This is a genomic window from Lysobacter sp. 22409 (assembly GCF_052045105.1).
Lineage (GTDB): Bacteria > Pseudomonadota > Gammaproteobacteria > Xanthomonadales > Xanthomonadaceae > Lysobacter > Lysobacter antibioticus_B.
Window position 1 is genome coordinate 34,582 of the sequence record NZ_JBQEOE010000032.1, and the last position, 23,688, is coordinate 58,269.

General features: G+C 67.1%; 22 protein-coding genes. 9 read left to right on the forward strand and 13 right to left on the reverse strand.

What is annotated here, in order from left to right:
• Nucleotides 1-80: 80 nt before the first annotated feature.
• Nucleotides 81-2,747 (forward strand): hybrid sensor histidine kinase/response regulator, encoded by a 2,667-nt coding sequence (locus ACTJJK_RS16085; protein ID WP_440730700.1) that lies wholly within the window; start codon nucleotides 81-83, stop codon nucleotides 2,745-2,747.
• 349 nt (nucleotides 2,748-3,096) lie between these two features.
• Here ACTJJK_RS16085 and ACTJJK_RS16090 read toward each other — a convergent pair whose 3' ends face one another.
• From ACTJJK_RS16090 to ACTJJK_RS16110, 5 genes are all read right to left on the reverse strand, one after another.
• Entirely contained in the window at nucleotides 3,097-3,765 is a 669-nt protein-coding gene (locus ACTJJK_RS16090) for a LuxR C-terminal-related transcriptional regulator (RefSeq protein WP_223620344.1), read from the reverse strand.
• A gap of 268 nt (nucleotides 3,766-4,033) precedes the next feature.
• Complete coding sequence (locus ACTJJK_RS16095; protein WP_223620343.1) at nucleotides 4,034-5,020, reverse strand: malate dehydrogenase; 987 nt, start codon at nucleotides 5,018-5,020, stop codon at nucleotides 4,034-4,036.
• Nucleotides 5,021-5,147: 127 nt separating this feature from the next.
• Nucleotides 5,148-5,525, reverse strand: coding sequence for a glutaredoxin family protein (locus ACTJJK_RS16100; RefSeq protein ID WP_031373214.1), 378 nt, complete (start codon nucleotides 5,523-5,525; stop codon nucleotides 5,148-5,150).
• Nucleotides 5,526-5,569: 44 nt separating this feature from the next.
• Nucleotides 5,570-6,775, reverse strand: a complete 1,206-nt coding sequence (locus ACTJJK_RS16105) for a pyridoxal phosphate-dependent aminotransferase (protein WP_031373213.1) — start codon at nucleotides 6,773-6,775, stop codon at nucleotides 5,570-5,572.
• Nucleotides 6,776-7,183: 408 nt separating this feature from the next.
• Complete coding sequence (locus ACTJJK_RS16110) at nucleotides 7,184-7,690, reverse strand: peptidylprolyl isomerase (RefSeq protein ID WP_031373212.1); 507 nt, start codon at nucleotides 7,688-7,690, stop codon at nucleotides 7,184-7,186.
• A gap of 364 nt (nucleotides 7,691-8,054) precedes the next feature.
• Here ACTJJK_RS16110 and typA point away from each other — a divergent pair, with 364 nt between their 5' ends.
• The 8 genes from typA (at nucleotide 8,055) to ACTJJK_RS16150 (ending at nucleotide 16,121) form a co-directional block, all read left to right on the forward strand.
• On the forward strand, nucleotides 8,055-9,884 hold the full coding sequence (typA, locus tag ACTJJK_RS16115; protein ID WP_031373211.1) for a translational GTPase TypA: 1,830 nt from the start codon (nucleotides 8,055-8,057) through the stop codon (nucleotides 9,882-9,884).
• 362 nt (nucleotides 9,885-10,246) lie between these two features.
• Nucleotides 10,247-10,720, forward strand: coding sequence for a DUF2127 domain-containing protein (locus ACTJJK_RS16120; protein WP_031373210.1), 474 nt, complete (start codon nucleotides 10,247-10,249; stop codon nucleotides 10,718-10,720).
• A gap of 253 nt (nucleotides 10,721-10,973) precedes the next feature.
• Nucleotides 10,974-11,057, forward strand: a complete 84-nt coding sequence (gene pqqA, locus ACTJJK_RS16125; protein ID WP_036111709.1) for a pyrroloquinoline quinone precursor peptide PqqA — start codon at nucleotides 10,974-10,976, stop codon at nucleotides 11,055-11,057.
• 65 nt (nucleotides 11,058-11,122) lie between these two features.
• On the forward strand, nucleotides 11,123-12,055 hold the full coding sequence (pqqB, locus tag ACTJJK_RS16130) for a pyrroloquinoline quinone biosynthesis protein PqqB (protein ID WP_031373209.1): 933 nt from the start codon (nucleotides 11,123-11,125) through the stop codon (nucleotides 12,053-12,055).
• 55 nt (nucleotides 12,056-12,110) lie between these two features.
• Entirely contained in the window at nucleotides 12,111-12,881 is a 771-nt protein-coding gene (gene pqqC / locus ACTJJK_RS16135) for a pyrroloquinoline-quinone synthase PqqC (RefSeq protein WP_440730701.1), read from the forward strand.
• On the forward strand, nucleotides 12,878-13,174 hold the full coding sequence (gene pqqD, locus ACTJJK_RS16140; protein ID WP_031373207.1) for a pyrroloquinoline quinone biosynthesis peptide chaperone PqqD: 297 nt from the start codon (nucleotides 12,878-12,880) through the stop codon (nucleotides 13,172-13,174). Before pqqC ends, pqqD begins: the two co-directional genes overlap by 4 nt.
• Nucleotides 13,171-14,337 carry a pyrroloquinoline quinone biosynthesis protein PqqE gene (gene pqqE, locus ACTJJK_RS16145; RefSeq protein ID WP_223620340.1) on the forward strand — a complete coding sequence of 389 codons (1,167 nt, stop codon included), beginning with the start codon at nucleotides 13,171-13,173 and terminating at the stop codon, nucleotides 14,335-14,337. Before pqqD ends, pqqE begins: the two co-directional genes overlap by 4 nt.
• Before the next feature lie 149 nt (nucleotides 14,338-14,486).
• Nucleotides 14,487-16,121, forward strand: a complete 1,635-nt coding sequence (locus tag ACTJJK_RS16150) for an amidase (protein WP_440730697.1) — start codon at nucleotides 14,487-14,489, stop codon at nucleotides 16,119-16,121.
• Nucleotides 16,122-16,189: 68 nt separating this feature from the next.
• Here ACTJJK_RS16150 and ACTJJK_RS16155 read toward each other — a convergent pair whose 3' ends face one another.
• The 8 genes from ACTJJK_RS16155 to rpsM form a co-directional block, all read right to left on the reverse strand.
• Nucleotides 16,190-17,194: an alpha/beta hydrolase gene (locus ACTJJK_RS16155; RefSeq protein WP_440730698.1), complete on the reverse strand. Its 1,005-nt coding sequence runs from the start codon at nucleotides 17,192-17,194 to the stop codon at nucleotides 16,190-16,192.
• 960 nt (nucleotides 17,195-18,154) lie between these two features.
• Nucleotides 18,155-19,543: a class II 3-deoxy-7-phosphoheptulonate synthase gene (locus ACTJJK_RS16160; protein ID WP_031373809.1), complete on the reverse strand. Its 1,389-nt coding sequence runs from the start codon at nucleotides 19,541-19,543 to the stop codon at nucleotides 18,155-18,157.
• Between the two features lie 60 nt (nucleotides 19,544-19,603).
• Nucleotides 19,604-20,104 (reverse strand): disulfide bond formation protein B, encoded by a 501-nt coding sequence (locus ACTJJK_RS16165; protein WP_031373810.1) that lies wholly within the window; start codon nucleotides 20,102-20,104, stop codon nucleotides 19,604-19,606.
• Between the two features lie 307 nt (nucleotides 20,105-20,411).
• Nucleotides 20,412-20,786: a 50S ribosomal protein L17 gene (gene rplQ, locus ACTJJK_RS16170; RefSeq protein WP_031373811.1), complete on the reverse strand. Its 375-nt coding sequence runs from the start codon at nucleotides 20,784-20,786 to the stop codon at nucleotides 20,412-20,414.
• Between the two features lie 287 nt (nucleotides 20,787-21,073).
• Nucleotides 21,074-22,072 (reverse strand): DNA-directed RNA polymerase subunit alpha, encoded by a 999-nt coding sequence (locus ACTJJK_RS16175; RefSeq protein ID WP_031373812.1) that lies wholly within the window; start codon nucleotides 22,070-22,072, stop codon nucleotides 21,074-21,076.
• A gap of 152 nt (nucleotides 22,073-22,224) precedes the next feature.
• On the reverse strand, nucleotides 22,225-22,854 hold the full coding sequence (gene rpsD, locus ACTJJK_RS16180; RefSeq protein ID WP_031373813.1) for a 30S ribosomal protein S4: 630 nt from the start codon (nucleotides 22,852-22,854) through the stop codon (nucleotides 22,225-22,227).
• Nucleotides 22,855-22,868: 14 nt separating this feature from the next.
• Nucleotides 22,869-23,261, reverse strand: a complete 393-nt coding sequence (gene rpsK, locus ACTJJK_RS16185; RefSeq protein ID WP_031373814.1) for a 30S ribosomal protein S11 — start codon at nucleotides 23,259-23,261, stop codon at nucleotides 22,869-22,871.
• Between the two features lie 12 nt (nucleotides 23,262-23,273).
• Nucleotides 23,274-23,630 (reverse strand): 30S ribosomal protein S13, encoded by a 357-nt coding sequence (gene rpsM, locus ACTJJK_RS16190; RefSeq protein ID WP_440730699.1) that lies wholly within the window; start codon nucleotides 23,628-23,630, stop codon nucleotides 23,274-23,276.
• Nucleotides 23,631-23,688 lie beyond the last annotated feature (58 nt).

Genomic DNA, 23,688 nt, shown 5'->3' on the forward strand with positions numbered 1-23,688 from the left:
CTCGACACCCGGCGCCACTGCGGCCCTCGGCCCAAACCGGTTAGTCTTGCACCGAGGCCTCAACGAGCCCCGCCCCCGTGATTCCCCGCCCCCGCCAGCTCAAGACCGCGCTCTGGATCGCCGCGATCCTGGCCGTGCTGTTGCTGGCGATGCTGATCGCGGGGCGCGTGGCCTATACCCGGGCGCTGCAACGCCAGGCCGCCGAGGCGCGGGTCCTGCTCGATCAACGCGCCCAGGTCATCGAACAGCACATCGACCGCTACCGGATCATGCCGGCGGTGCTGTCGCTCGATCCGCAACTGCGCGCCACCCTCGCCAACCCGGACGACAAGCTGCAACGCCAGCGCGCCAACGAACGTCTGGTCCAGCTCAATTTCGCCAACCGCACCAGCACCCTGACCCTGATCGACGGCAACGGCATCGGCATCGCCGCGAGCAACTGGGCGGGATCGAACAGCAACGTCGGCCACTCCTATGCCTTCCGCCCTTATTTCCAGCAGGCGATGACCGAAGGCACCGGCGAGTTCTATGCGATCGGCGTGACCACCCACGTGCCCGGCCATTTCATCGCCCGCGCCATCCACGACGAACGCGGCGGCGCGGTCGGCGCGGTCGCGGTCAAGGTCGAACTCGAAGACATCCGTTCGGACTGGAGCGAGCGCGGCGACCTGGTCTTGCTCAGCGACGCTAACGCCGTGGTGTTCCTGAGTGCGACGCCGCAGTGGCGCTACCGCATGCTGGAGCCGCCGACACCGGCGCAACGCCGCGAACTGCAACTGACCCGCCAATACCAAGGACAGCCCTTGCGCCTGGCCTCGATCCGGCTCGAACGCGACATCGGCGGCGGCGCGCGCGTGGTGCGCCTGCGCGACCCGGCGATGCGCGAGCCGATGCTGTGGCAATCGCTGCACCTGCCGCGCGAAAACTGGACCCTGCACCTGCTGCGCGACACCACGCCGAGCCTGCGCACCGCCTGGATCGCGCGCGCGGTCGCCGCCGGCGGCTGGTTGCTGCTGGTCTCGCTGGCCCTGCTGATCCTGCAGCGTCACCGCATCGCGACGCTACGCCTGCGCAGCCGGCAGGAACTGGAAAAGATGGTCGAGCACCACGCCGAAGCCTTGCGCACGGCGCAGGACGGCGTGGTCCAGGCCGCGCGCCAGGCCAGCCTCGGCGAAGGCCACAGCCTGGAGCATCTGCCGCAGGGCGTCAGCGTGGTCGATTCGCAACTGCGCCTGGTCGCCTGGAACCAGCGTTACGCCGAGTTGTTCCGCTACCCGCCCGAGCTGCTGCAGGTCGGGCGGCCGATCGAGGACCTGATCCGCTACAACGCCCGCCGCGGCCTGCTCGGCAGCGATCCCGAAGAGGCGATCCGCCGCCGCCTCGATCACCTGCAACGCGGCCAGCCGTACCTGCACGAACGCGAGCGCCCCGACGGCACCGTCATCGAGATCCGCGGCAACCCGATGCCGGACGGCGGCTTCGTCACCAGCTACGCCGACATCACCGCCTACAAACAGGCCGCGCGCGATCTGCGTACGCTCGCCGATAGCCTCGAACGCGGCATCGAACAACGCACCAGCGACCTGCAGACCGCCAAGGGCGAGGCCGAACGCGCCAACCGCTCCAAGACCCGCTTCGTCGCCGCGGCCGTGCACGACTTGTTGCAGCCCTTGAACGCGGCGCGCATGTATTTGTCGTCGCTGCGCCGGCGCGTCGACGCCGAAGGCCGCGACCTCACCGACCACATCGAGGCCGCGCTGGCGGCGCAGGACGACATCCTGTCGAGCCTGCTCGACATCTCGCGCCTGGAATCGGGCGCGCTCGAAGTGCGCCGCGCCGCCCTGCCCTTGGCGCGCGTGTTCGCCACCATCGACAGCCAGTTCCGCATCCTGGCCGAGTCGCGCGGCTTGCGCCTGCACTGCATCGCATCCAGCGCCGTGGTCGACAGCGATGAAATTCTGCTGCGCCGGATCGTACAGAACTTCCTCTCCAACGCCCTGCAGTTCACCCCGCGCGAGGGCCGCATCGTGCTCGGCGCGCGACGCTTGCGCGACGGCGTGCGCATCGAAGTCTGGGACACCGGCCCCGGCATTCCCGCCAACAAACTCGAACTGATTTTCGAGGAGTTCCAGCGCCTCGACCTCGGCGTCGAAGCGCCCGCGCGCGGCGCCGGGCTCGGTCTGGCGATCGTACGTCGCGTCGCCCAACTGCTCGACCACCGCATCGCGGTGCGTTCGTGGCCCGGCCGCGGCAGCGTGTTCTCGGTGGAAGTGCCGTATGCGGCCACCCAAGCCGAACCGGCTGCGGCCGCCGCTTCGGACCAAGCCCACGACAGCGATGCCGTATCCGATTTCGACCCGTTGTTGCGCGGCCGCCGCGTGTGGGTGGTCGACGACGATCTGCATTCTCGACACGCCGCGCAACGGCTGCTCAGCGATTGGGGCTGCTGCGTCGACACCGCCGCCGACGCGGCCGGCGCCCTGCACATGGCCGCGTCGCGGGCCATGCCCGAGCTGTTGCTGCTCGATTATCGCCTGGGCGAAAGCACCGGCTTCGAGCTGGCCCTCCAACTCGAAGCCGAGTGGGAGCGCATGCCGCCGGTGGTGCTGATGTCGGCCGACGCCGACCCCACTCTGCGCCCGCGCGCCGCCGAACGCGGCTGGAGCTTCCTGCCCAAACCGCTCAAACCGGCCGCACTGCGCGCACTGTCGATGCGCTTGTTGGCACGCGGTGCGGTTGAAGGATAGGGATCGAGTGTTCGGAGCGAGCCTTAGGCAGAGACAAGGCACTGCGCGGCTTTGCTTGAGCGTTCGCCGTAAAGCCAAAGCAAATCCCCCCTGCCCCCTTTTTCAAAGGGGGGAACTGCACGGCCACCTTGTCGCGTTGTCGGCCGTGCAAGATCCCAGCTCGTAACGAGGTTGCCGACCGGAATAATCGCCCCCTTTGACAAAGGGGGCTGCGGCCTGCGCGGCTACGAAGCCTGAGTTCGACTCAATGGCGCGGGGGATTTGCTTGAGCGCTCACTGCAAAGCCGCCTGCTTCCCTTACCCTTTTGCAAAGGGGAGAACCGCACACGGGTGCCGGCGTCCTCTTCCGTTACTGCGCCGTCGAGCCGTGCAAGTCCGCGCCTTCGTCTTCCAGCGACAGGCCCTTCACCAGCACCGCCGCCTGGGTGCGCGAGTGGCAGCCGAGTTTGCGCAGGATCGCGGTGACGTGGATCTTCACCGTGTTTTCGGCCAGCGACAGTTCGTAGGCGATCTGTTTGTTGAGCAGGCCATCGGCGAGACGCATCAAGACGCGCAGTTGCTGCGGCGTCAGCAGGGCAAGACGGTCGGCGAGTTGCGCATCGTGTTCGTCGCGTTCGGCCTTCTGCGCCGGAAACCAGACATCGCCGGCCAGCACCGCCTTGACCGCTTCGCCGAGCACCGTGGTCGGCGCCGACTTGGGTACGAAGGCGGCGGCGCCGAACTGCTGGGCACGACGGATCGTACGCGGGTGTTCGTTGGAGGAAATGATCACCACCGGCAACTCGGGCCGCTCGCCGCGTGCGTATACCAGCGAGGAGAAACCCATCGCGCCGGGCATCATCAGGTCGAGCATGGCGAGGTCGAACTCCTCGCCGCTGGCGATGGCCGCTTCGAGCGCGCTCTGGCTCGACACCTCGACGATACTGGCGCCCGGCGCGATCTCGCCGAGCGCATAACGCAGCGCCGCCCGGAACATCGGGTGGTCGTCGGCAATCAACAGGCGCAGGGTCTCGCTCATCGGACTGGGGTCCCCTCGGACTTCGGAGCGGGATCGATGCTACACGCTCGCGGCCGGTTCGGCGGCAGAGGGCTCGCCCCCTTTCGACCAAGGGGAAAACGCCTGGGGCGCTGCGCAATGGGCCGACGACGCGAGCCGCCATCGCGATGCGTCGGCGAAACACGGGGCGATCGCCGCGGAGAGGGATCGGGGCATCCGGCAATCCAGCCCCCAAACGAAAACGGGGCGGCCAAGGCCGCCCCGTTCATGCATCGCGATCGCGCGGCGATCAGCCCAGCAGGTGGGCCACGCCGGCGCGCTCTTCTTCGAGCTCGGCCAGGGTCTTGTCCATGCGCTCGCGGCTGAAGGCGTCGATTTCGAGGCCTTCCACGCGGGTGTATTCGCCGTTCGCGGTGATCACCGGCACGCCGTACATCACGCCTTCCGGGATGCCGTAGCTGCCGTCGGACGGCACGCCCATGGTCACCCACTTGCCGTTGCTGCCGAGCACCCAGTCGCGGATGTGGTCGATCGCGGCGTTGGCCGCCGAGGCCGCCGAGGACAGGCCGCGCGCTTCGATGATCGCCGCGCCGCGCTTGCCGACGGTCGGGATGAAGCTGTCGGCGTTCCAGGCGGCGTCGTTGATCTTGTCCTTCAGCGACACGCCGCCGGCCTTGGCGAAGCGGTAGTCCGGGTACATGGTCGGGCTGTGGTTGCCCCACACGATCAGGCTGTCGATGTCGCCCACGGCGACGCCGGCCTTGGCGGCGAGCTGGCTCAGCGCGCGGTTGTGGTCCAGGCGCAACATGGCGGTGAAGTTCTTCGCCGGCAGGTCCGGAGCCGACTTCATCGCGATGTAGGCGTTGGTGTTGGCCGGGTTGCCGACCACCAGCACCTTGACGTCGCGCGAAGCGACCTTGTTCAGCGCCGCGCCCTGGGCGGTGAAGATCTTGGCGTTTTCCAGCAGCAGGTCCTTGCGCTCCATGCCCGGGCCGCGCGGACGCGCGCCGACCAGCAGGGCCACGTCGGCGTCCTTGAACGCGACTTCGGCGTCGTCGGTGCCGATCACGCCGGCCAACAGCGGAAACGCGCAGTCCTCGAGCTCCATGATCACGCCCTTCAGCGCGGCCTGAGCTTTTTCGAGCGGCAGTTCGAGCAACTGCAGGATGACGGGCTGGTCCTTGCCGAGCATTTCGCCGGAGGCGATGCGGAACAGCAGCGAGTAGCCGATCTGGCCGGCAGCACCGGTGACGGCAACGCGGACGGGGGTCTTCATCGGGGTGTTTCCTTCGCTAGTTGATCGATGGTGCGGGCGCGGGGGCCCGCCAAGGTGATCGTGAATGAGGATGCGAAAGCGCCTGGCGCTTTCAAATTCGATAGCTGCGCCAAGCGCTCCAGGCGCTTCAGAGTCGATAGCCCAGCGGTTTCAGCCGGTCCTTGATCTCGTCCATGTCGTAGCCGTAGACGATCTCCTGGCCGACGATGGTCACCGGCACGCCACGCGCGCCGACCGCGCTCATGGCGCGCTGGCCGGCGGGCGTGTCGATGTCGATGATGCTGTAGCGCACGTCGGCGAGTTCGAAATCCTTGCGCAGCTTTTCGCAGTAGCCGCACCACTCCGCGGCCAGCATCACGATGCGCTTGTCGCCGGTCTGGTGACGCGGGTCGTCGGGTTTCAGTTCGGCCTGGCGCGTGGCGAACCAGGCGGTATCGCCCTTGTAGGCCAGCGCATACGCGCCACCGGCCAGACCCAGGATCAGCAGGACGGTGAGTACGCGCATGCGAGGCTTTCCTTGGCTACGTCAGTGATGGGACTTCGCCGGGCTCAGACGAGCTCGGCGAAGAACTCCTGGAACCGCTGCAGGCCCGGAGCGAGCTGCGGCGTCGGGCAGGTGTAGCTGATGCGCAGCGCGCGCGGCTCGCCGAACGCCGAACCCGGCACGCAGGCGACGCCCTTGGTTTCCAGCAGCGCGCTGCAGAAATCCATGTCGTTGCCGATCTTCAGGCCGCTCGGCGCATGGGTCTTGCCGAAGGCGACGCTGATGTCCGGGAACACGTAGAACGCCCCCTGCGGACGCGGGCAAACCACGCCCGGAATGGCGTTCATCACTGCCATGACCTGATCGCGCTTGGCCTGGAACTCGGCGCATTTCTGCGTCGGCACGTCCTGCGGGCCCGACAGCGCGGCGACCGCGGCGGCGGTGACGACTTCCGGCACGTTGGTGATGTGGTTGGAGTTCATCGTGGTCACGGCCTGGGCGACCGATTCCGGTCCGGCCATGAAGCCCACGCGCCAACCCGGCATGCCGTAGGTCTTGGACAGCGAGTCGATGAAGATCACGCGGTCGCGCAGTTCCGGACGGGCATGGACGAAGTTGTGGTAGCCCAGGCCGTCGAACACCATGCGGTTGTAGATGTCGTCGGTGATGATCCAGGTGTCGGGATACTTCGCCACGACGTCGGCCAGCGCGTCGATTTCTTCCTTCCCGTAGACCATGCCGGTCGGGTTGGACGGGTTGTTGAACAAGAACACCTTCGGCTTCTTCGCCAGTGCGGCGTCGAGCTGGGCGGGGGTGAGCTTGTAGTCCTGCGAAGCCGGGCACGGCAGCAGGTCGATCTGGGCGTTGACGATCTCGGCGATGTCGAGATAGCTGGTCCAGTACGGGGTCGGGAACGCGATCGTGTCGCCTTCGTCGAGCAGCGCTTCGGCGATGTTGTAGATCACGTGCTTGGCGCCGATGCCGGTGGCGACGTTGACGCGGCCGTAGCCGGTCAGGCCGATCTTGCTCATGTGCTCGATGAAGGCATCCAGCAAGGCGTCGGCGCCGCGGTTGCTGCCGTACTGGCCGCTGTCTTTGGCCAGCGCATCGCGCACGGCGGCGTAGACATGGTCGCCGGGCAGAAAGTTGGGAACGCCGATCGAAAAGCTGATGATGTCGCGGCCTTCGGCTTTGAGCCGCTTGGCCTTTTCGGCAACCTGCATGATCGCGCTGGGCTTGGCGCGACCGATGCGCCGGGCGAGCTGGGGCATCGTCTTGAACCTCGTGGGGTGGTGTACGACGGAGCTGGTGCGGGAGAGGAGCGTGCGCGAGACGGCAGTGGCGGCGCGTCGGCGCGCCCGGCAGCTGAAGAACAATGCTCCGGAAACGCCTGCCGGAACCACTGGTTCGAGCCGCAAAATGGTAGCACAGCGTCGCCGCCGCGCCGGCTTCGATCAGGCCTGTTTACGCGCCCGGATCGGCGTCTTCGCCGCCGTTCGCGGTGCCCGATCGGCCGCGCCGCTTTGCCGGGGCGGCCGCTTCGGCGCGGCCCTGGCGCGGCCGCCGCGGCGGATGCCGGCGGCGGCGCTGCAGAAACGAAAAGACGGCCTTGCGGCCGTCTTTCGTGTCCTGCCTTGGCAGCGATGGCTGCGACGGTGGCCGCCGCAGCCCGCCAGGCCTCAGGCGCGGGCGTTCTCGTCGAGGACCTTGTTCCAGTCGGCCACGCGCTCGGCCTTGGCGGCCAGGGCGCCGGCGACGTCGCCTTCGATCTTGACCGACTTGATCTTGTCGCCCTGCTTGACCGCATCGACCACGTCCAGGCCTTCGAGGACCTTGCCGAACACGGTGTGCTTGCCGTCGAGCCAGTCGCAGACGATGTGGGTGATGAAGAACTGGCTGCCGTTGGTGCCCGGGCCGGCGTTCGCCATCGACAGCACGCCGCGCTGGTGGCCCAGGCCGTTACGGGTCTCGTCTTCGAAACGGTAGCCGGGGCCGCCGGTGCCGGTGCCCTGCGGGCAGCCGCCCTGGATCATGAAGTTCGGGATCACGCGGTGGAAGTTCAGGCCGTCGTAGAAGCCGCGCTGGGCCAGATTGACGAAGTTGGCGACGGTCAGCGGCGCCTTGTCGGCGGCGAGTTCGACGCGGATCGGGCCGCGGTCGGTGTCGAAAGTGGCGATCAGGCTCATACAGCGGACTCCAGATGGTGCGAGGGGATGGGACAACGGATGTTCGGCAGCCGACATGGCGGCGCCCGGGGCCATCCACAAGGGTACCCGATGGGCGATTCGGGCCGTCCCGCCATGAACCGCGCGCGGCCGCGCCGCGGCAGCCGGCGGCGCCTGGCTCAGCCTGGGGCGGTCCGTAGGGGGCGCGGGGAAAAAGGCGTCCGAGGCCTGCGCCCCGGGGTCTGCCCGGCCTGGACCGCCCTGCCCCGTTCATAAAACTGGCCCGCAGGCGAATAAATCCTCGCCCCGCAGGCACTTGCCATGTTTGCCCGCTATAATGATCGGCTTACTTCCTCAGCTATAGCGCCTTCCGGCGTCCAATCGCATGTCCATCGAACGCCTGCGCAATATCGCCATCGTCGCCCACGTCGACCATGGCAAGACCACCCTCGTCGACTGCCTGCTCAAGCAGTCGGGCACCCTGTCCGAACGCACGGTGCTGGCCGAGCGCGCGATGGACAGCAACGACCAGGAAAAGGAACGTGGCATCACGATCCTGGCCAAGAACACCGCCATCACCTGGCAGGGCAACCGCATCAACATCGTCGACACCCCAGGCCACGCCGACTTCGGCGGTGAGGTCGAGCGCGTGCTGTCGATGGTCGACTCGGTGCTGATCCTGGTCGACGCGATGGACGGCCCGATGCCGCAGACGCGCTTCGTCACCCAGAAGGCCTTCGCGATGGGCTTCAAGCCGATCGTGGTGGTCAACAAGATCGACCGTCCGGGCGCCCGTCCGGACTGGGTCATCGACCAGGTGTTCGACCTGTTCGACAAGCTCGGCGCCACCAACGAGCAACTCGACTTCCCGATCGTCTACGCCTCGGCGCTGCACGGCTACGCCAGCCTCGACGACTCCGCGCGCTCGGGCGACATGACCCCGCTGTACGAAGCGATCATGAAGCACGTGGCGCCGCCGCAGGTCGACCTCGACGGCCCGTTCCAGATGCGCATCAGCCAGCTGGACTACAGCAACTTCGTCGGTCTGATCGGCATCGGCCGCATCCAGCGCGGCAAGGTCCGCCGCAACATGCCGGTCAGCGTGATCGACCGTCACGGCAAGAAGCGCCAGGGCAAGGTCCTGCAGGTGCTCGGCTTCATGGGCCTTGAGCGTCTGGAGACCGAGGAAGCCGAGGCCGGCGATATCGTCGCCATCTCCGGCGTCGCCGAGCTGTCGATCTCCGACACCGTGTGCGCGCTCGACACCCCGGAAGCCCTGCCCGCCCTGACGGTGGACGAGCCGACCATCAGCATGACCTTCCAGGTGAACAATTCGCCGTTCGCCGGCAATAAAGAGCTCAGCGGCGGCAAGTTCCTGACCAGCCGCCAGCTGCGCGAGCGCCTGGAGCGCGAGACGCTGCACAACGTGGCGCTGAAGGTCGAGGAAGGTTCCGACCCGGACAAGTTCCTGGTCTCGGGCCGCGGCGAGCTGCACCTGTCGGTGCTGATCGAAAACATGCGCCGCGAAGGTTTCGAGCTGGCCGTGTCGCGCCCGGAAGTCATCATCAAGGAAATCGACGGCAAGCTGATGGAGCCGATCGAGCAGTTGGTGGTCGACATCGAAGAGCAGCACCAGGGCGGCGTCATGGAAAAGCTGGGCACCCGCAAGGCGCAGATGAAGAACATGGAGCCCGACGGCAAGGGTCGCGTACGCCTGGATTACATGATCCCGGCGCGTGGCCTGATCGGCTTCCAGAACGAGTTCCGCACCCTGACCCAGGGTTCGGGCCTGCTGTTCCACGTGTTCGACCATTACGGCCCGAAGGAACAGGGCGCGATCGCCAAGCGCATCAACGGCGTGATGATCGCGAATGCGCCGGGCGCCACCCCGGCCTACTCGCTGGGCCCGCTGCAGGAGCGCGGCCGCCTGTTCGCCGCCGAGGGCGACAACGTGTACGAGGGCCAGCTGATCGGTATCCACTCCAAGGACAACGATCTGACCGTCAACGCCATCAAGACCAAGCCGCTGACCAACATGCGCGCCTCGGGCAAGGACGATGCGATCCAGCTGAGCCCGGCGATCAAGTACACGCTGGAGCAGGCCCTGGACTTCATCGAGGACGACGAGCTGGTCGAAGTCACCCCGAAGGAAATCCGCCTGCGCAAGAAGTTCCTCACCGAAAGCGATCGCAAGCGCGCCTCGCGCGCGGCCTGATCGCTACGAGCGCCGCCTTGTCCGCAAGGCGGCATCGCCCCAACGCTCTCCCGCCCGCGGGAGAGGCTCGGGCCAAGGAACGCGCGCCGATGGCGCGCGTTTCGGTTTCTGCGGCCTATACCGGCACAGTCGACCGCCACGCTCGACGGCGCAGGCCGGGAACCCTGACGCACAACCGGGATCGAACGCCGCATGTCCATGCACGATCTGATCATGTCCGCTTCTATCCGGTCCGCCTCTATCCGGCCCGCCTCTATCCGGCTCGATTCCACCCGGTTCGACCCAAGCCCCTTCGATTCCTGCCGGTTCACTTCGAACCGACACGCACGGCCTGGCCTGCGATCCGCATCCGGCGCACTGCGATGACCTCGACCGCCCCCGATTACGACAGCGACCCCAAGGCCCATCCGGGCCTGCACCTGATCGCCGCGGTCGAAGCGATCAAGGGCCTGCTCGCCTTGTCGGCCGCGAGCGGGCTGGAACTGCTCGGCCCGGCGCCTTTGCAGCGCTGGATCGAAGAACTCATCAAACGCTTCCATCTCGATCCCGAACACGGCTCGCTGGCCTGGCTCGCGCAGGCGATCAGCCCGCACTCGGTGCACCTGGCCGCCGGCGTCGTGCTCGCCTACGGCCTGTTGCATCTGCTCGAAGCGTGGGGCCTGTGGAAGGCGAAGGCCTGGGCCTCGTGGCTCGGCTGCATCGGCGCGGCCCTGTATCTGCCGTTCGATCTCTATGCCCTCTATCGCCATCCCGGCTGGCTGGCCATTGCAGTTCTCATAATCAACGTGATCGTGGTTTGGGTTCTCGGCCGCGACCTGTTCAAGCGCCGTCACTGAGGCCGGCCGTCGCAGTTCGGCGGCGACATCCGGGCGAGCCGGAACCTGCCGCACGCACCACGATCGGGCTCGAAATCACAGGCGCCGCCCACCCGGCGGGTGTATCGTTTTGAGGTCGCGGCCCCGGCCCGACCGCATGCCGCGGCCTCCGCATCCCGGCGTGCGCGATGCAAGGCCGTGCGGACGCGCGCAAGCCATCGCCCGCGGTTCCACCGTCCCGGCAAGGCCCCACTCCCCAACGCGAGGAACGTACATGAAGACCTGGTCCAAGCCTCAGATCCGCGAAATCTCGGTCGGCTGCGAAATCAATTCGTACTCCTCCGGCGACCTGTTCTGAATCATGCCCGCTTCCGCCGTCGCAACGCGCGCGAGTCGTAACGCTGGCCCGATGGCGACACGATGATGCATATCGTCGTGCTCGGTGCGGCGGCCGGAGGCGGTTACCCGCAGTGGAATTGCAACACCCCCGGCAGCCGGCGCGCCTGGCGCCAGGAGCCCGGCCATAAGCGCCGCAGCCAGGCCAGCATCGCGGTCAGCGCCGATGGCGAACGCTGGCTGCTGATCAACGCCTCGCCCGATTTCCGCCAGCAGGTGCTGGCCATTCCACGGCTGTGGCCGCAACGCGGCCTGCGCCATTCGCCGATCGAGGCGGTGCTGCTGACCAGCGGCGAGATCGACCACATCGCCGGCCTGCTGTCGATGCGCGAACGCCAGCGCTTCGACCTGTGGGCCAGTGCGCGCGTGCTGCAGTTGCTGCGCGACAACGCGATCTTCGATGCGCTCGATCCCGAGTACGTAACGCGCAAGCCGCTCACCCTCGATGCGCCGCTCGATATCGCCGGCCTCGACGCTCCGCTCGGCCTGCGCGTGACCGCGTTCAGCGTGCCCGGCAAAGTGCCCTTGTTCATGGAATCGCGCAGCGGCGGCGACCTCGCCGGCTCGGCCGAGGAAACCGTCGGCCTGGAAATTTCCGACGGCGCGCAACGCTGCTTCTATGTCCCCGGCTGCGCGGCGATGACGCCGGCCTTGCGCGAACGCCTGCGCGGCGCGGCCCTGGTGTTCTTCGACGGCACCCTATGGCGCGACGACGAGCTGATCCGCGCCGAAGTCGGCCGCAAGACCGGCGCGCGCATGGGCCACATGAACATCCTCGGCGAAGGCGAAGGCGACGCCGGCGGCACCCTCGCCGCGTTCGCCGACCTCGACGTGCAGCGCAAGCTGTTCATCCATCTCAACACCACCAACCCGGTGCTCGACGAGGCCTCGCCCGAACGCGCGCACGTCGCCGCGCACGGCTGGGAAGTCGCCGAGGACGGCATGGAGATCACGCTGTGATGGAGATCGGGCTGTGAACGCGCACGCCATCGAAACCGACCCGTCCGGGCCGCGCATCGCCGACGACGCGCTGCTGACGCCTGCGCAGCTCGAAGCGAGCCTGCGCGCGATCGGCGCCGAGCGTTATCACGACAAGCATCCCTTCCATGCGCTGCTGCACAGCGGCCGTCTGAACCGCGGCCAGGTCCAGGCCTGGGCGCTCAATCGCTTCGAGTACCAGCGCTGCATCCCGCTCAAGGACGCCGCCCTGCTCGCCCGCATCGAAGACCCCGACCTGCGCCGCGTCTGGCGCCAGCGCATCGTCGATCACGATGGCGAACGCCCCGGCGACGGCGGCATCGCGCGTTGGCTGCACCTGACCGACGCGCTCGGCCTCGACCGCGAACTGGTCGAATCCGGACGCGGCCTGTTGCCGGCGACGCGTTTCGCGGTCCAGGCCTATATCCACTTCGTGCGCGAACGCAGCCTGCTCGAAGCCATCGCCTCGTCGCTGACCGAGCTGTTCGCGCCGAACATCATCGGCCAGCGCGTCGCCGGCATGCTCGCCCACTACGATTTCGTATCGAAACAGGCCCTCGCCTATTTCGATTCGCGCCTGCACCAGGCGCCGCAGGACGCCCACTTCGCCCTCGACTACGTCAAACATCATGCGCGCACCCGCGAGCAGCAGGACGCGGTCTGCGCGGCGCTGCGCTTCAAGTGCGAAGTGCTGTGGTCGATGCTCGACGCCCTTTACCTGGCCTATGTCGGCAATGCGCCCGGCGAGGACCGCATCGACATGATCCCGCCGGGCGCTTTCCGCCCCGCCCCGGAGCCCGGCGCATGAGTGCGACCATCGATGCCCGCGCGGTACCGCGTTTCCCCGCCGGCGTGCGCCTGCAACACGACCGCGCGCGCGAACAATGGGTGCTGCTGGCGCCCGAACGCGTGGTCGAACTCGACGAGATCGCCCACGCCGTGCTGGCGCGCGTCGACGGTGCCGCCGACGTCGACGCGATCGTCGCCGCGCTCGCGGCCGAGTACGACGCCGATGCCGAGCAAGTCCGCGGCGACGTGCTCGAACTGTTCGCCAGCCTGCTCGACAAGCGCATGCTCGCGGTCGCAGCGCCGGCCTCATGACCGCAGCGACGCCATCGCCGACAGTCGCCGCCGCGCTGGCGCCGCCATTGCGCGCCGAACGCGCACCGGCACCGCCGCTGGCGGTGCTGCTCGAACTCACCCATCGCTGCCCGCTGTCCTGCCCCTATTGCTCCAATCCGCTGCAACTGGTCGGCCTGCGCGACGAACTGGCGACCGCCGACTGGTTGCGCGTGCTCGGCGAAGCCGCCGAACTCGGCGTGCTGCAAGTGCACTTCTCCGGCGGCGAGCCGACCCTGCGCAAGGACTTGCCCGAGTTGCTGCGACACGCGCGTTCGCTGGGCCTGTACTGCAACCTGATCACCTCCGGGGTCGGCGTCGAGCGCGAACGTCTGCTCGCCCTGCAACAGGCCGGCCTCGATCATCTGCAACTGAGCATCCAGGACAGCGAGGAGCGCGGCGCCGACCGCATCGCCGGGTATGCCGGCAGCCATCGGCGCAAGCTCGCCCTGGCGCACTGGTGCGGCGAACTCGGCCTGCCGCTGACTCTCAACGCCGTGGTCCATCGCCACAACGCCGAACGCGTCGCGGCGATGATCGAACTCGCGCTCGATCTCGGTGCCGGCCGGCTCGAAGTCGCCCACACCCAGTACTACGGTTGGGGCCTGAAGAACCGCGCCGCGCTGATGCCGACCCGCGCGCAGCTCGACGCCGTCACCGCCGTGGTCGAGGACGCGCGCCAGCGCCTGCGCGGCACCCTGACCATCGACTACGTCACCCCCGACTATTACGCGCGCCGTCCCAAGGCCTGCATGGGCGGCTGGGCGCAGCGCTTCGTCAACATCACTCCGGAAGGCAAGGTCCTGCCCTGCCACGCCGCCGAAACCATCGCCGGGCTGCATTTCGATTCGGTGCGCGAACGCGGCCTGGGCGAGATCTGGCGCGAGTCGGACGCCTTCCAGCGGTATCGCGGCACCGACTGGATGCCGGACCCCTGCCGCAGCTGCGACCGTCGCGAGATCGACTGGGGCGGTTGCCGTTGCCAGGCGCTGGCTTTGAGCGGACGCGCCGACACCCTGGACCCGGTCTGCGATCGCTCGCCCGACCACGCCGGCGTGCGCGAACTGGCCGAGCGCGAATCGCAGGCGCCGGCGCCGGAATTCGTTTATCGCAAGATCCGGCCCGCGGGCAGCCGCGCGCCCTGAGCCGCATCGACGCGCCGACACTCGCGCACTGTCCATAGGACGACCGCCATCCGACCGAACGGCAGCCTGCGCCGCACCAGCGGACGAGTGTGCCTCGCCCGCGTACGTTCGCGCGGGCATACTCGCCCGAGTCTCTGCAGGAATCCGCCATGTCCGCCACGCCCGCGCTGCGCCTGAGCGCCGTCGCGCTCGTCCTGGCCGTCGTCGGTTGCGCGAGCAACGGCGCGCAGCACCCGACCCGCCCGGCCGTGCCGGCCGACCTGCCGCGCGGTTTACTGCCTGCCGACCCACTGCGCCTCACCGAGGCCGACAGCGCGACCTTGGCGACACGCATGGCCGCCGGCGACTTCAGCAGCGTCAAACTCACCCAGGCCTACCTCGACCGCATCGCCGCCCTCGACGACGACGGGCCGAGACTCAATGCGGTGATCGAACTCAATCCGAATGCCGTGGCCGAGGCGCGGGCGCTCGACGAAGAACGCAAGGCCGGCAAGCTGCGCGGCCCGCTGCACGGCATCGCGGTGCTGATCAAGGACAACATCGACGCCACGCCGATGGTCAATTCGGCCGGTTCGCTGGCCCTGGCCGCGCACCGCCCGCCGCAGGACGCGCCGCTGGTCGCCGCGCTGCGCCAGGCCGGCGCGGTGATCCTCGGCAAGACCAATCTCAGCGAGTGGGCCAATTTTCGCTCGACCCGCTCGATCTCCGGCTGGAGCGGCCGCGGCGGTCTGACCCGCAATCCCTACGCGCTCGACCGCACCGCTTGCGGCTCCAGCAGCGGCACCGGCGCCGCCATCGCCGCCAGCCTGGCCACCCTCGGCGTCGGCACCGAGACCGACGGCAGCATCCTCTGCCCGGCGGCCATGAACGGCCTGGTCGGCTTCAAGCCCAGCGTCGGCCTGGTCAGCCGCGCCGGCATCATTCCGATCTCGCACAGCCAGGACAGCGCAGGCCCGATGGCGCGCAACGTCACCGATGCCGCACGGCTGCTGAGCGTGCTCGCCGCGGCCGACGCCGGCGGCGATGCCGCCGCACAAGCCGCCGCCGGCAAGCGCATCGACGACTACGTCGCGACGCTCGACGCCGAGTCCTTGCGCGGCGCCCGCCTGGGTTTCATCCGCGACTCCGGGGTCAAGACGCCTCCATCGATCGACGCGGTGCTCGAACGCACGTTCAAGGGCATGCGCGATGCCGGCGCGACCATCGTCGAGGTGCGGATTCCGACCGCGGGGCAGTGGAACAAGGCCGAGTTCGAGGTGCTGCTGTACGAATTCAAGGACGGCGTCGAACGCTACCTGCGCGAACACGATGCACCGGTCAAAACGCTGAGCGAGCTGATCGCCTTCAACCGCGCGAACGCCGCGACCGAGATGCCTTACTTCGACCAGGAGCTGTTAGAACAGGCCAACAAGAAAGGCAGCCTCAAGGAGCCGGCCTATCGCAAGGCCGCGGCGCGCGCGCGCCAACTCGCCGGCGCGCAAGGCATCGATGCGGTGATGAAGCGGCACAAGCTCGACGCCCTGATCGCAGTGGCGACGACCCCGGCCTTCATGGTCGATGCGGTCAACGGCGACCCCTTCGGCGGCGCGAGCTGGGGCGCGGCCGCGGTGGCCGGCTACCCGAGTTTGACCGTGCCGCTCGGCGAAGCCTCCGGCCTGCCGGTAGGCATGGTCTTCATGGGCCGGCGCTGGAGCGATGCGAAGCTGCTGTCGCTGGGCTATGCCTTCGAGCAACTGACTCAGGCGCGCACCGCGCCGAGGTACCGGGCGACGCTGAACCCCTGAGCCGCAAGCGGCTGCGTTGCCGAGCGTGTTCGCTTTGCCTGCACGGTGTGGCTTCGGTTCGCGAGCGATCAATCGCGCAGGAAAGCCGTGCTCGTCGACCACAGCGCCGTGCGCCGCGGTTGCAGGTGCAGCCAATGATTGCCGCCCGAAATCTTGACCTCGCGCCGCTCCGCCGCCCCGCTGAGTTCGGCGTACAGTCGCGCGACATCGGCATCAGTGGTGACGTGGTCCCACTCGCCGCGCACGATCAAAGTCGGCTGACGCACGCGTGCATTGTCGACCAGCGCCTGTCCGGCCCAGAGTCGCTCGATGTCGGCGACCGGCCCGTTGGCAACCCTCACCGACGGCGGGCTGCGCGTGGCCGAGCCTTCGTCGCTGTCCAGATAGGCTTGGCACCATCTTTCCAGTTCCTGCGAGCTGACCGGCGTGGCCGCATCCGCCGGCAAACCAGAGCGCTGCCGAGGCCGTTGATCGGCCGCGCTGATCAAGGTCCAGGCCGGCTTGGCCTCATCGCCTGGCGAGCCGTCGCGAGTCGAAACCGGCCCGAACAACACCAGCTTGTTCACCGCATCGGGATGCTCGATCGCCGCCTGCCGGGCTGGCAGCGTGCCCCAGGAATGCGCGAGCAGATGGATCGGTGCCCGCGGCCGTTCGCGCCCGATCGCGGCGATCGCCGCGGCGATTTGCGCCGCGCCCATGCGGTAGTCGCCCCAGGGCGGCGCCGAACCGGGATCGGCCTGGAACACCGCCGGCCGTTCGGAATGGCCATAACCGGCGAAATCCAGACCCCAGGCATCGAAGCCCTGCGCCTGCAGATGGTCGAGCCACGACAGCCCGCCCATGCGCCAGCCGACCGACAAATCGCAGGGGAACGTCGCGCCGTGTACGTACAGCACCACCGGGCCCGCGGCCGGCTGCCGCACGAGCGACAAGCGCAGCGTTTCCCCATCCAGCACGCATGCTACCGAGCGTCGTTCGCGCGCAGGCCGATTACCGGCCGCCATCGCCGGCAGCGGCAACATCGACAGCGCCATCGCCGATAGCGGCCAGGTCATCAGATCGCGTCGGTTCATTGCAGTCGTCGCAGAGGGAGGTGCGGCGATTGTGCGCATTGCATCGTCGGAACGATTCGGTCGGCAGCGAAGCGTGGGCGTCGCGATTGCGAGAGGTTGCATCATGCAGCCGAGGTTCCGTCGCATCGGCGAATTCGCGGTCGCGGCTTGCGCCGCTCCTACCCAAGAGCAACGACGGCTGTTGCTGTTGCTGTTGCTGTTGCCATGAAAGCTTGGCGCAGTTCCGAACTTGCGATGCAATCGTAGACCCGGAGGGCGGCGCACAGGACGTGCGCCGTTTTTCGATAAGACAGGGACGTCTTATCGAAAAATCCCGGCGCAAGCTGCGTGCTCGCAGGGGAGCTTTGTCAAGGAGAGCCCTTTTCTTTGGTTACCTTTCTTTTGGGCTTAGCAAAAGAAAGTAACCCGGCCRCGTCAGCGGACGGAAGCTTTGCTCTTGCTTGTGGCTTCTCGATCAGCCAAATCAAGATCAAACGCTAAGAGCTTCCGCCACTAAAGCGGCGGGTTACTTTCTTTTGTCATAAGCAACAAAAGAAAGGTAACCAAAGAAAAATGCTTCTCTTTGAATCACAAGCCCGCGCGTTCGATGCCGACGCAGGGCTTTTTCATACGGGACATCCTTGTCCCGATGAAAAACGGCCCGCATCCCTGCGGGCCGCCCTCCGGGTCTTCTATGGCCTTCGCGAAGCTTAGACGGCGCACAGCAACAGCAACAGCAAGGGCAAGGGCAAGGGCAACGGCAGCGGCAACGGCAACGGCAACGGCAACGGCAACGGCAATCGTCCGATGTTCGTGCTCGGGAGCAGCCCCGTCTGGATTTCCTTCGGTCGCAAGCCGCCACCGTCCACTGCGCGCGACCGGCATCTCTCCAACCACCGACACGTCACCCTACAAAAAAGCCCGCCTTGCGGCGGGCTTTCGTCTTGCGGTGCGTTTGCCGAAACCTGAAGCGAAAAAACCTCAGGCCGGCGCGGCGATCTGCGCTTGCTTACGCACGATCAGCATCGCCACTTCCAGCGCCTGTTCGTAGTTCAGGCGCGGGTCGACCGTGGAACGGTAAGCGCGATCGAGATCGCTCTCGGTCAGTTCGCGCGCGCCGCCCAGGCATTCGGTCACGTCTTCGCCGGTCAGCTCCAGGTGCACGCCGCCCATACGCGTTCCGGCCGCCGCGTGCAGTTCGAACGAGGTCTCGATCTCGGCGCGGATGTTGCGGAAGCGACGGGTCTTGTAGCCGTTGCTGGTGCTCTCGGTGTTGCCGTGCATCGGGTCGCAGACCCACAGCACGCGGCGGCCGTCGCGACGCATCGCGTCGAGCAGCGGCGGCAGCTTCTCGGCGATGTGGCTCGCGCCCATGCGATGGATGAAGGTCAGGCGGCCGGGCTCGTCCTCGGGGTTGAGCAGATCGATGGTGCGCAGCAGTTGGTCCGGCGTCACCGACGGGCCGACCTTGAGCGCGATCGGGTTGCGGATGCCGCGGAAGTACTCGGCGTGGGCGCCGTCGACCGCCGCAGTGCGCATGCCGATCCACGGGTAATGCGTGCTGAGGTTGAAGAAGCCCCAGTGACGCGGCACCTGCCGGGTCAGCGACTCTTCGTACGGCAGCAGCAAGGCTTCGTGCGAGGTGTAGAAGTCGACGCGGTTGAGGTTGTGCACCTCGGAACCCGACAGCGTCTCCATGAAGCGCACCGCATCGCCGATGGCGTTGACCATGCGCCGGTACTCGTCGGCCAGCGGCGAGTGGCCGACCCAGCTCAGGTTCCAGTACTCGGGGTGGTGCAGGTCGGCGAAACCGCCGTCGATCAGGGCGCGGACGAAATTCATCGTCATCGCCGAACGCGCATGCGCCTTGATCATGCGGCGCGGGTCGGGCTTGCGCGCGGCCTCGTTGAAGGCCGGCGCATTGACCATGTCGCCGCGGTAGCTCGGCAGGGTCACGCCGTCGATGGTCTCGGTGTCGGCCGAACGCGGCTTGGCGTACTGGCCGGCGAAACGGCCGACGCGCACGACCGGCTTGCGCATGCCGTGGACGAGCACCAGGCTCATCTGCAGCAGCACCTTCAGGCGGTTGGAGATCACGTCCGAGGAGCACTGGTCGAAGCTCTCGGCGCAGTCGCCGCCCTGCAGCAGGAAGCGCTTGCCTTCCTGCGCCTCGGCGAGCTGCTGCTTCAGCGAGAGGATCTCCCACGAAGTCACCAACGGCGGCAGGTGACGCAGTTCCTGCAACGCGGATTCCAACTCGGCCGCGTCCGGATAATTCGGCAACTGCAGTGCGGTGCGCTCGCGCCAGGACGTCGGCGTCCAGTCGGCGGGAAGGTTGACGGCACGGAGGTTGCGATCGGAGGCGCTCATTTCCTTGGTTTCCAGTTGGGGACAGCGGTGGGGATCGAGTGACGCGGGAACTCTATTGAATCAACGACGGCGGAACGCGGCATAGGCCGCCCAGACCGCCAGGACGACGAAGCAGATCAGGCTCCAGGCCGGCATGGCCAGGCCGAGGAAGCTCCAGTCGACCGCGGCGCATTCGCCGGAACCGGTCATGACCTTGCGGATTACTCCGGCTATCGGCATCGCATCGAGCATGTAATCCAGGCCCGGGCCGCAAGCCGGAACTTCGCTGGGCGGCAGGTGCTGCAGACGCACGTGGTTGCCGGCGACGGCGATGCCGCCGAGCGAGGCCAGCAGGGCCAGCACGCCGTAAGTGCCGCGTCCGCCGGCCTTCTTCGGGCCGTGCAGGGCGCCGGCCAGGAACACCAGTCCGAGGGCGAAGAAGGCGACGCGCTGGAAGATGCACAGCGGGCAGGGTTCGAGGTGCTGGTACAGCTGCAGGTAGAACGCGTAAGCAAGCAGGCCCGTGCAGGCCAGGAAGCCGAGCAGGTACTGGGTCCGGAAAGAGGCTTTGAAGGGGTTCATGTTCACACCATACGGGTCTGGGTCGGGTCGTGCCAATGTCGGATAGGCATGTCGCTACGCAACGTGGCGTTTCGTCGCAGCAACATCGACTGCGCCGGGCCGGAAAAGTTGCGTCGCGAAACCGATTGCCCCCGAAACCCGTCTCCCATAATCATTACCGCCGCAACCGTTGCCGAAGTAACCGTCGCCGAAAAGCAAAAACCCCGGCCGGGGCCGGGGCTTCGCTAGCTGGGCGAGCGACCGTCGCCGGTCGCCTGCCTATTGGCTTGCATGTCGTATCGCAGCGCCGGTCGCCCGGCGCCGGCGATCACTCGGCCGCGGCTTGCGGACGATCGACCAGCTCGACGTAGGCCATCGGCGCATTGTCGCCAGCGCGGAAACCGCACTTGAGGATGCGCAGGTAACCGCCCGGACGCGAGGCGTAACGCGGGCCGAGTTCGACGAACAGGGTGCCGACGGCTTCCTTATCGCGCAGGCGCGAGAAGGCCAGGCGGCGGTTGGCCACGCCGTCCTTCTTGGCGAGGGTGATGAGCGGCTCGGCAACGCGACGCAGCTCCTTCGCCTTCGGCAGGGTGGTGCGGATGAGACCGTGCTTGATCAGCGAAGCGGCCATGTTGGTGAACATGGCATCGCGGTGAGCACTGGTGCGGCTGAACTTACGGCCGGATTTCTGGTGGCGCATGGTTGTGATTCCTGATGAATGTCGTAACTGTTGGAGATCGCTGTCGCCATCCAGGCGTTGGAGCATTGGACTGCGGTTGGTCCGAACCGGCCTTCCCTGACCGGCGAGCCGCGGACTTCTGGGTCCGTCGGCTTGTGTTGCGGTGTTGCTTTTACTCGGTCGCCGTTAGCAAGAAATCCACGCTTCGGCTTAGCTTCGGCGTGGACTCTCTTCGTTCCCCGGCCCGGCGCAGCGCGCCGGGCCTTCGCCCAAGCCGCGCGGCAGTGCCGCGCGGGCTAGGCTTGGGCTCAGCCCATCATCCCGTGCGAGGCGATGCCGGCCGGCGGCCAGTTTTCGAGCTTCATGCCGAGGGACAGGCCGCGCTGAGCCAGCACTTCCTTGATCTCGGTGAGCGACTTCTTGCCGAGGTTCGGGGTCTTGAGCAGCTCGACTTCGGTCTTCTGGATCAGATCGCCGACGTAGTAGATGCTCTCGGCCTTGAGGCAGTTGGCCGAACGAACGGTCAGCTCGAGGTCGTCGATCGGACGCAGCAGGATCGGATCGATGCCGCTGGTGGCCGGCTTCTGCGCACCGCGGTCGCGGTGGGTGAAGTCGCCGAACACCGACAGCTGATCGGTGAGGATGTCGGCGGCGGTGCGCACGGCTTCCTCGGCGTCGATCGTGCCGTTGGTTTCGATGTCGAGCACGAGCTTGTCGAGGTCGGTGCGCTGTTCGACGCGCGCGGCTTCCACCGCGTAGGCGACGCGACGGACCGGCGAGAAGCTGGCGTCGAGCATCAGGCGACCGATCGCGCGGGTTTCTTCGTCCGGACGACGGCGCGAAGCCGCCGGCTGGTAGCCGAAGCCGCGCTCGATCTTCAGACGCATGTTGAGTGCCGTGTCCTTGGTCAGGTGGCAGATCACATGGTCGGTGTTGAGGATTTCGACGTTATGGTCGGTCTTGATGTCGCCGGCGGTGACGATGCCGGGACCCTGCTTGGCCAGCGACAGCGTCGAAGCGTCGCCGGTGTGCATGCGGATCGCGACGTCCTTGAGGTTCAGCAGAACCTCCAGCACGTCTTCTTCCAGACCTTCGACCGTGGTGTACTCATGCAACACGCCGTCGATTTCGACCTCGGTGATGGCGAAACCCGGGATCGACGACAGCAGCACGCGACGCAGCGCGTTGCCCAGCGTGTGGCCGTAACCGCGCTCCAACGGCTCGATCACGACTTTCGCGCGATTGCCGGTGAGGCGTTCGATCTGCGGACCGCGCGGGCGCAGTACCTGGTTGGCGGTAACCGTCATGTTTCGGTGTCTCCAATGACCTTCGTCGGGGGGCGACGGAAGGCTTTAGCTCTTGGAGCCCCCTCTGTTCGAGGGAGCGGCCGATGCGCCTGGCGCATCGACCTGGGTTGCGGGTACTGCCGGCCCCGGGGGACCGGCAGCGCCCTGCACTATTACTTGCTGTACAACTCGACGATCAGCGCTTCGTTGATGTCGGCCGGCAGGTCCGCACGATCCGGAACCGCCTTGAACACGCCGCTGAACTTCTTGTTGTCGACCTCGACCCACGACGGCGACAGGTCCATCTGCGACGACACGGTCAGGGATTCCTGCACGCGAAGCTGCTTCTGGGCACGCTCGGACAACGCGATCGCGTCGCCGGCCTTGACCTGGTACGACGGGAGGTTGACCGACTTGCCGTTGACCGTGACGCCACGGTGCGAAACCAGCTGGCGGGCGGCCGGACGGGTCACGGCGAAGCCCATGCGGTAGACGACGTTGTCGAGACGGGTCTCCAGCAACTGCAGCAAGTTCTCGCCGGTGTTGCCCTTCTTGGTCGAGGCCTTCTTGTAGTAATTGCGGAACTGACGCTCCAGCAGACCGTAGATACGCTTGACCTTCTGCTTCTCGCGAAGCTGGGTGGCGTAGTCGGACAGCTTGCCCTTGCGGGCGGTGGGGCCATGCTGGCCGGGCTTTTGCTCGAGCTTGCACTTCGAGTCGAGCGCGCGAGCGGACGACTTCAGACCAAGGTCGGCGCCTTCGCGACGAGCGAGCTTACAGGTGGGGCCAATATAACGAGCCATTTTTCTTCAGCTCCTCAGACGCGACGCTTTTTCGGCGGACGGCACCCGTTGTGCGGGATAGGCGTCACGTCGATGATGTTGATGATCTTGTATCCGACGTTGTTCAGCGAACGAACGGCGGACTCGCGACCCGGACCCGGGCCCTTGATGCGCACTTCCAACGACTTGACGCCGTAGTCGAGCGCAGCACGGCCAGCCTTTTCGGCTGCCACCTGGGCGGCGAACGGGGTCGACTTGCGGGAACCGCGGAAACCCGCGCCGCCCGAGGTCGCCCACGAGAGCGCGTTGCCCTGGCGGTCGGTGATCGTGATGATGGTGTTGTTGAAAGAAGCGTGGACGTGGGCGATGCCGTCGGTGACGACTCGCTTGATCTTCTTCTTGGTTTTGGCAGCTGCCGGCTTGGCCATGGTATGGGTCCCTTACTTCTTGATGGCCTTGCGCGGACCCTTGCGGGTACGTGCATTGGTACGCGTGCGCTGACCACGCAGCGGCAAGCCGCGGCGGTGACGCAGGCCGCGGTAGCAGCCCAGGTCCATCAAACGCTTGATCGCAATACCGACCTCGCGACGCAGGTCGCCTTCGACCACGAACTTGCCGACTTCGGCGCGCAAGCGCTCGACTTCCGGCTCGGACAGGTCACGGATTTTGGTCGTCGAAGCGACGCCCGCGGACTCGCAGACTTGCTTCGAACGGGTACGGCCGATGCCGAAAATGCTTTGCAGGCCAACCCAGACATGCTTCTGGGCAGGCAAATTAACGCCCGCAATACGCGCCATAAGGCGATCTCCAACTGATTTGGCGGCCAGGACGGATTAATCCCGGCGGAGTGAACTG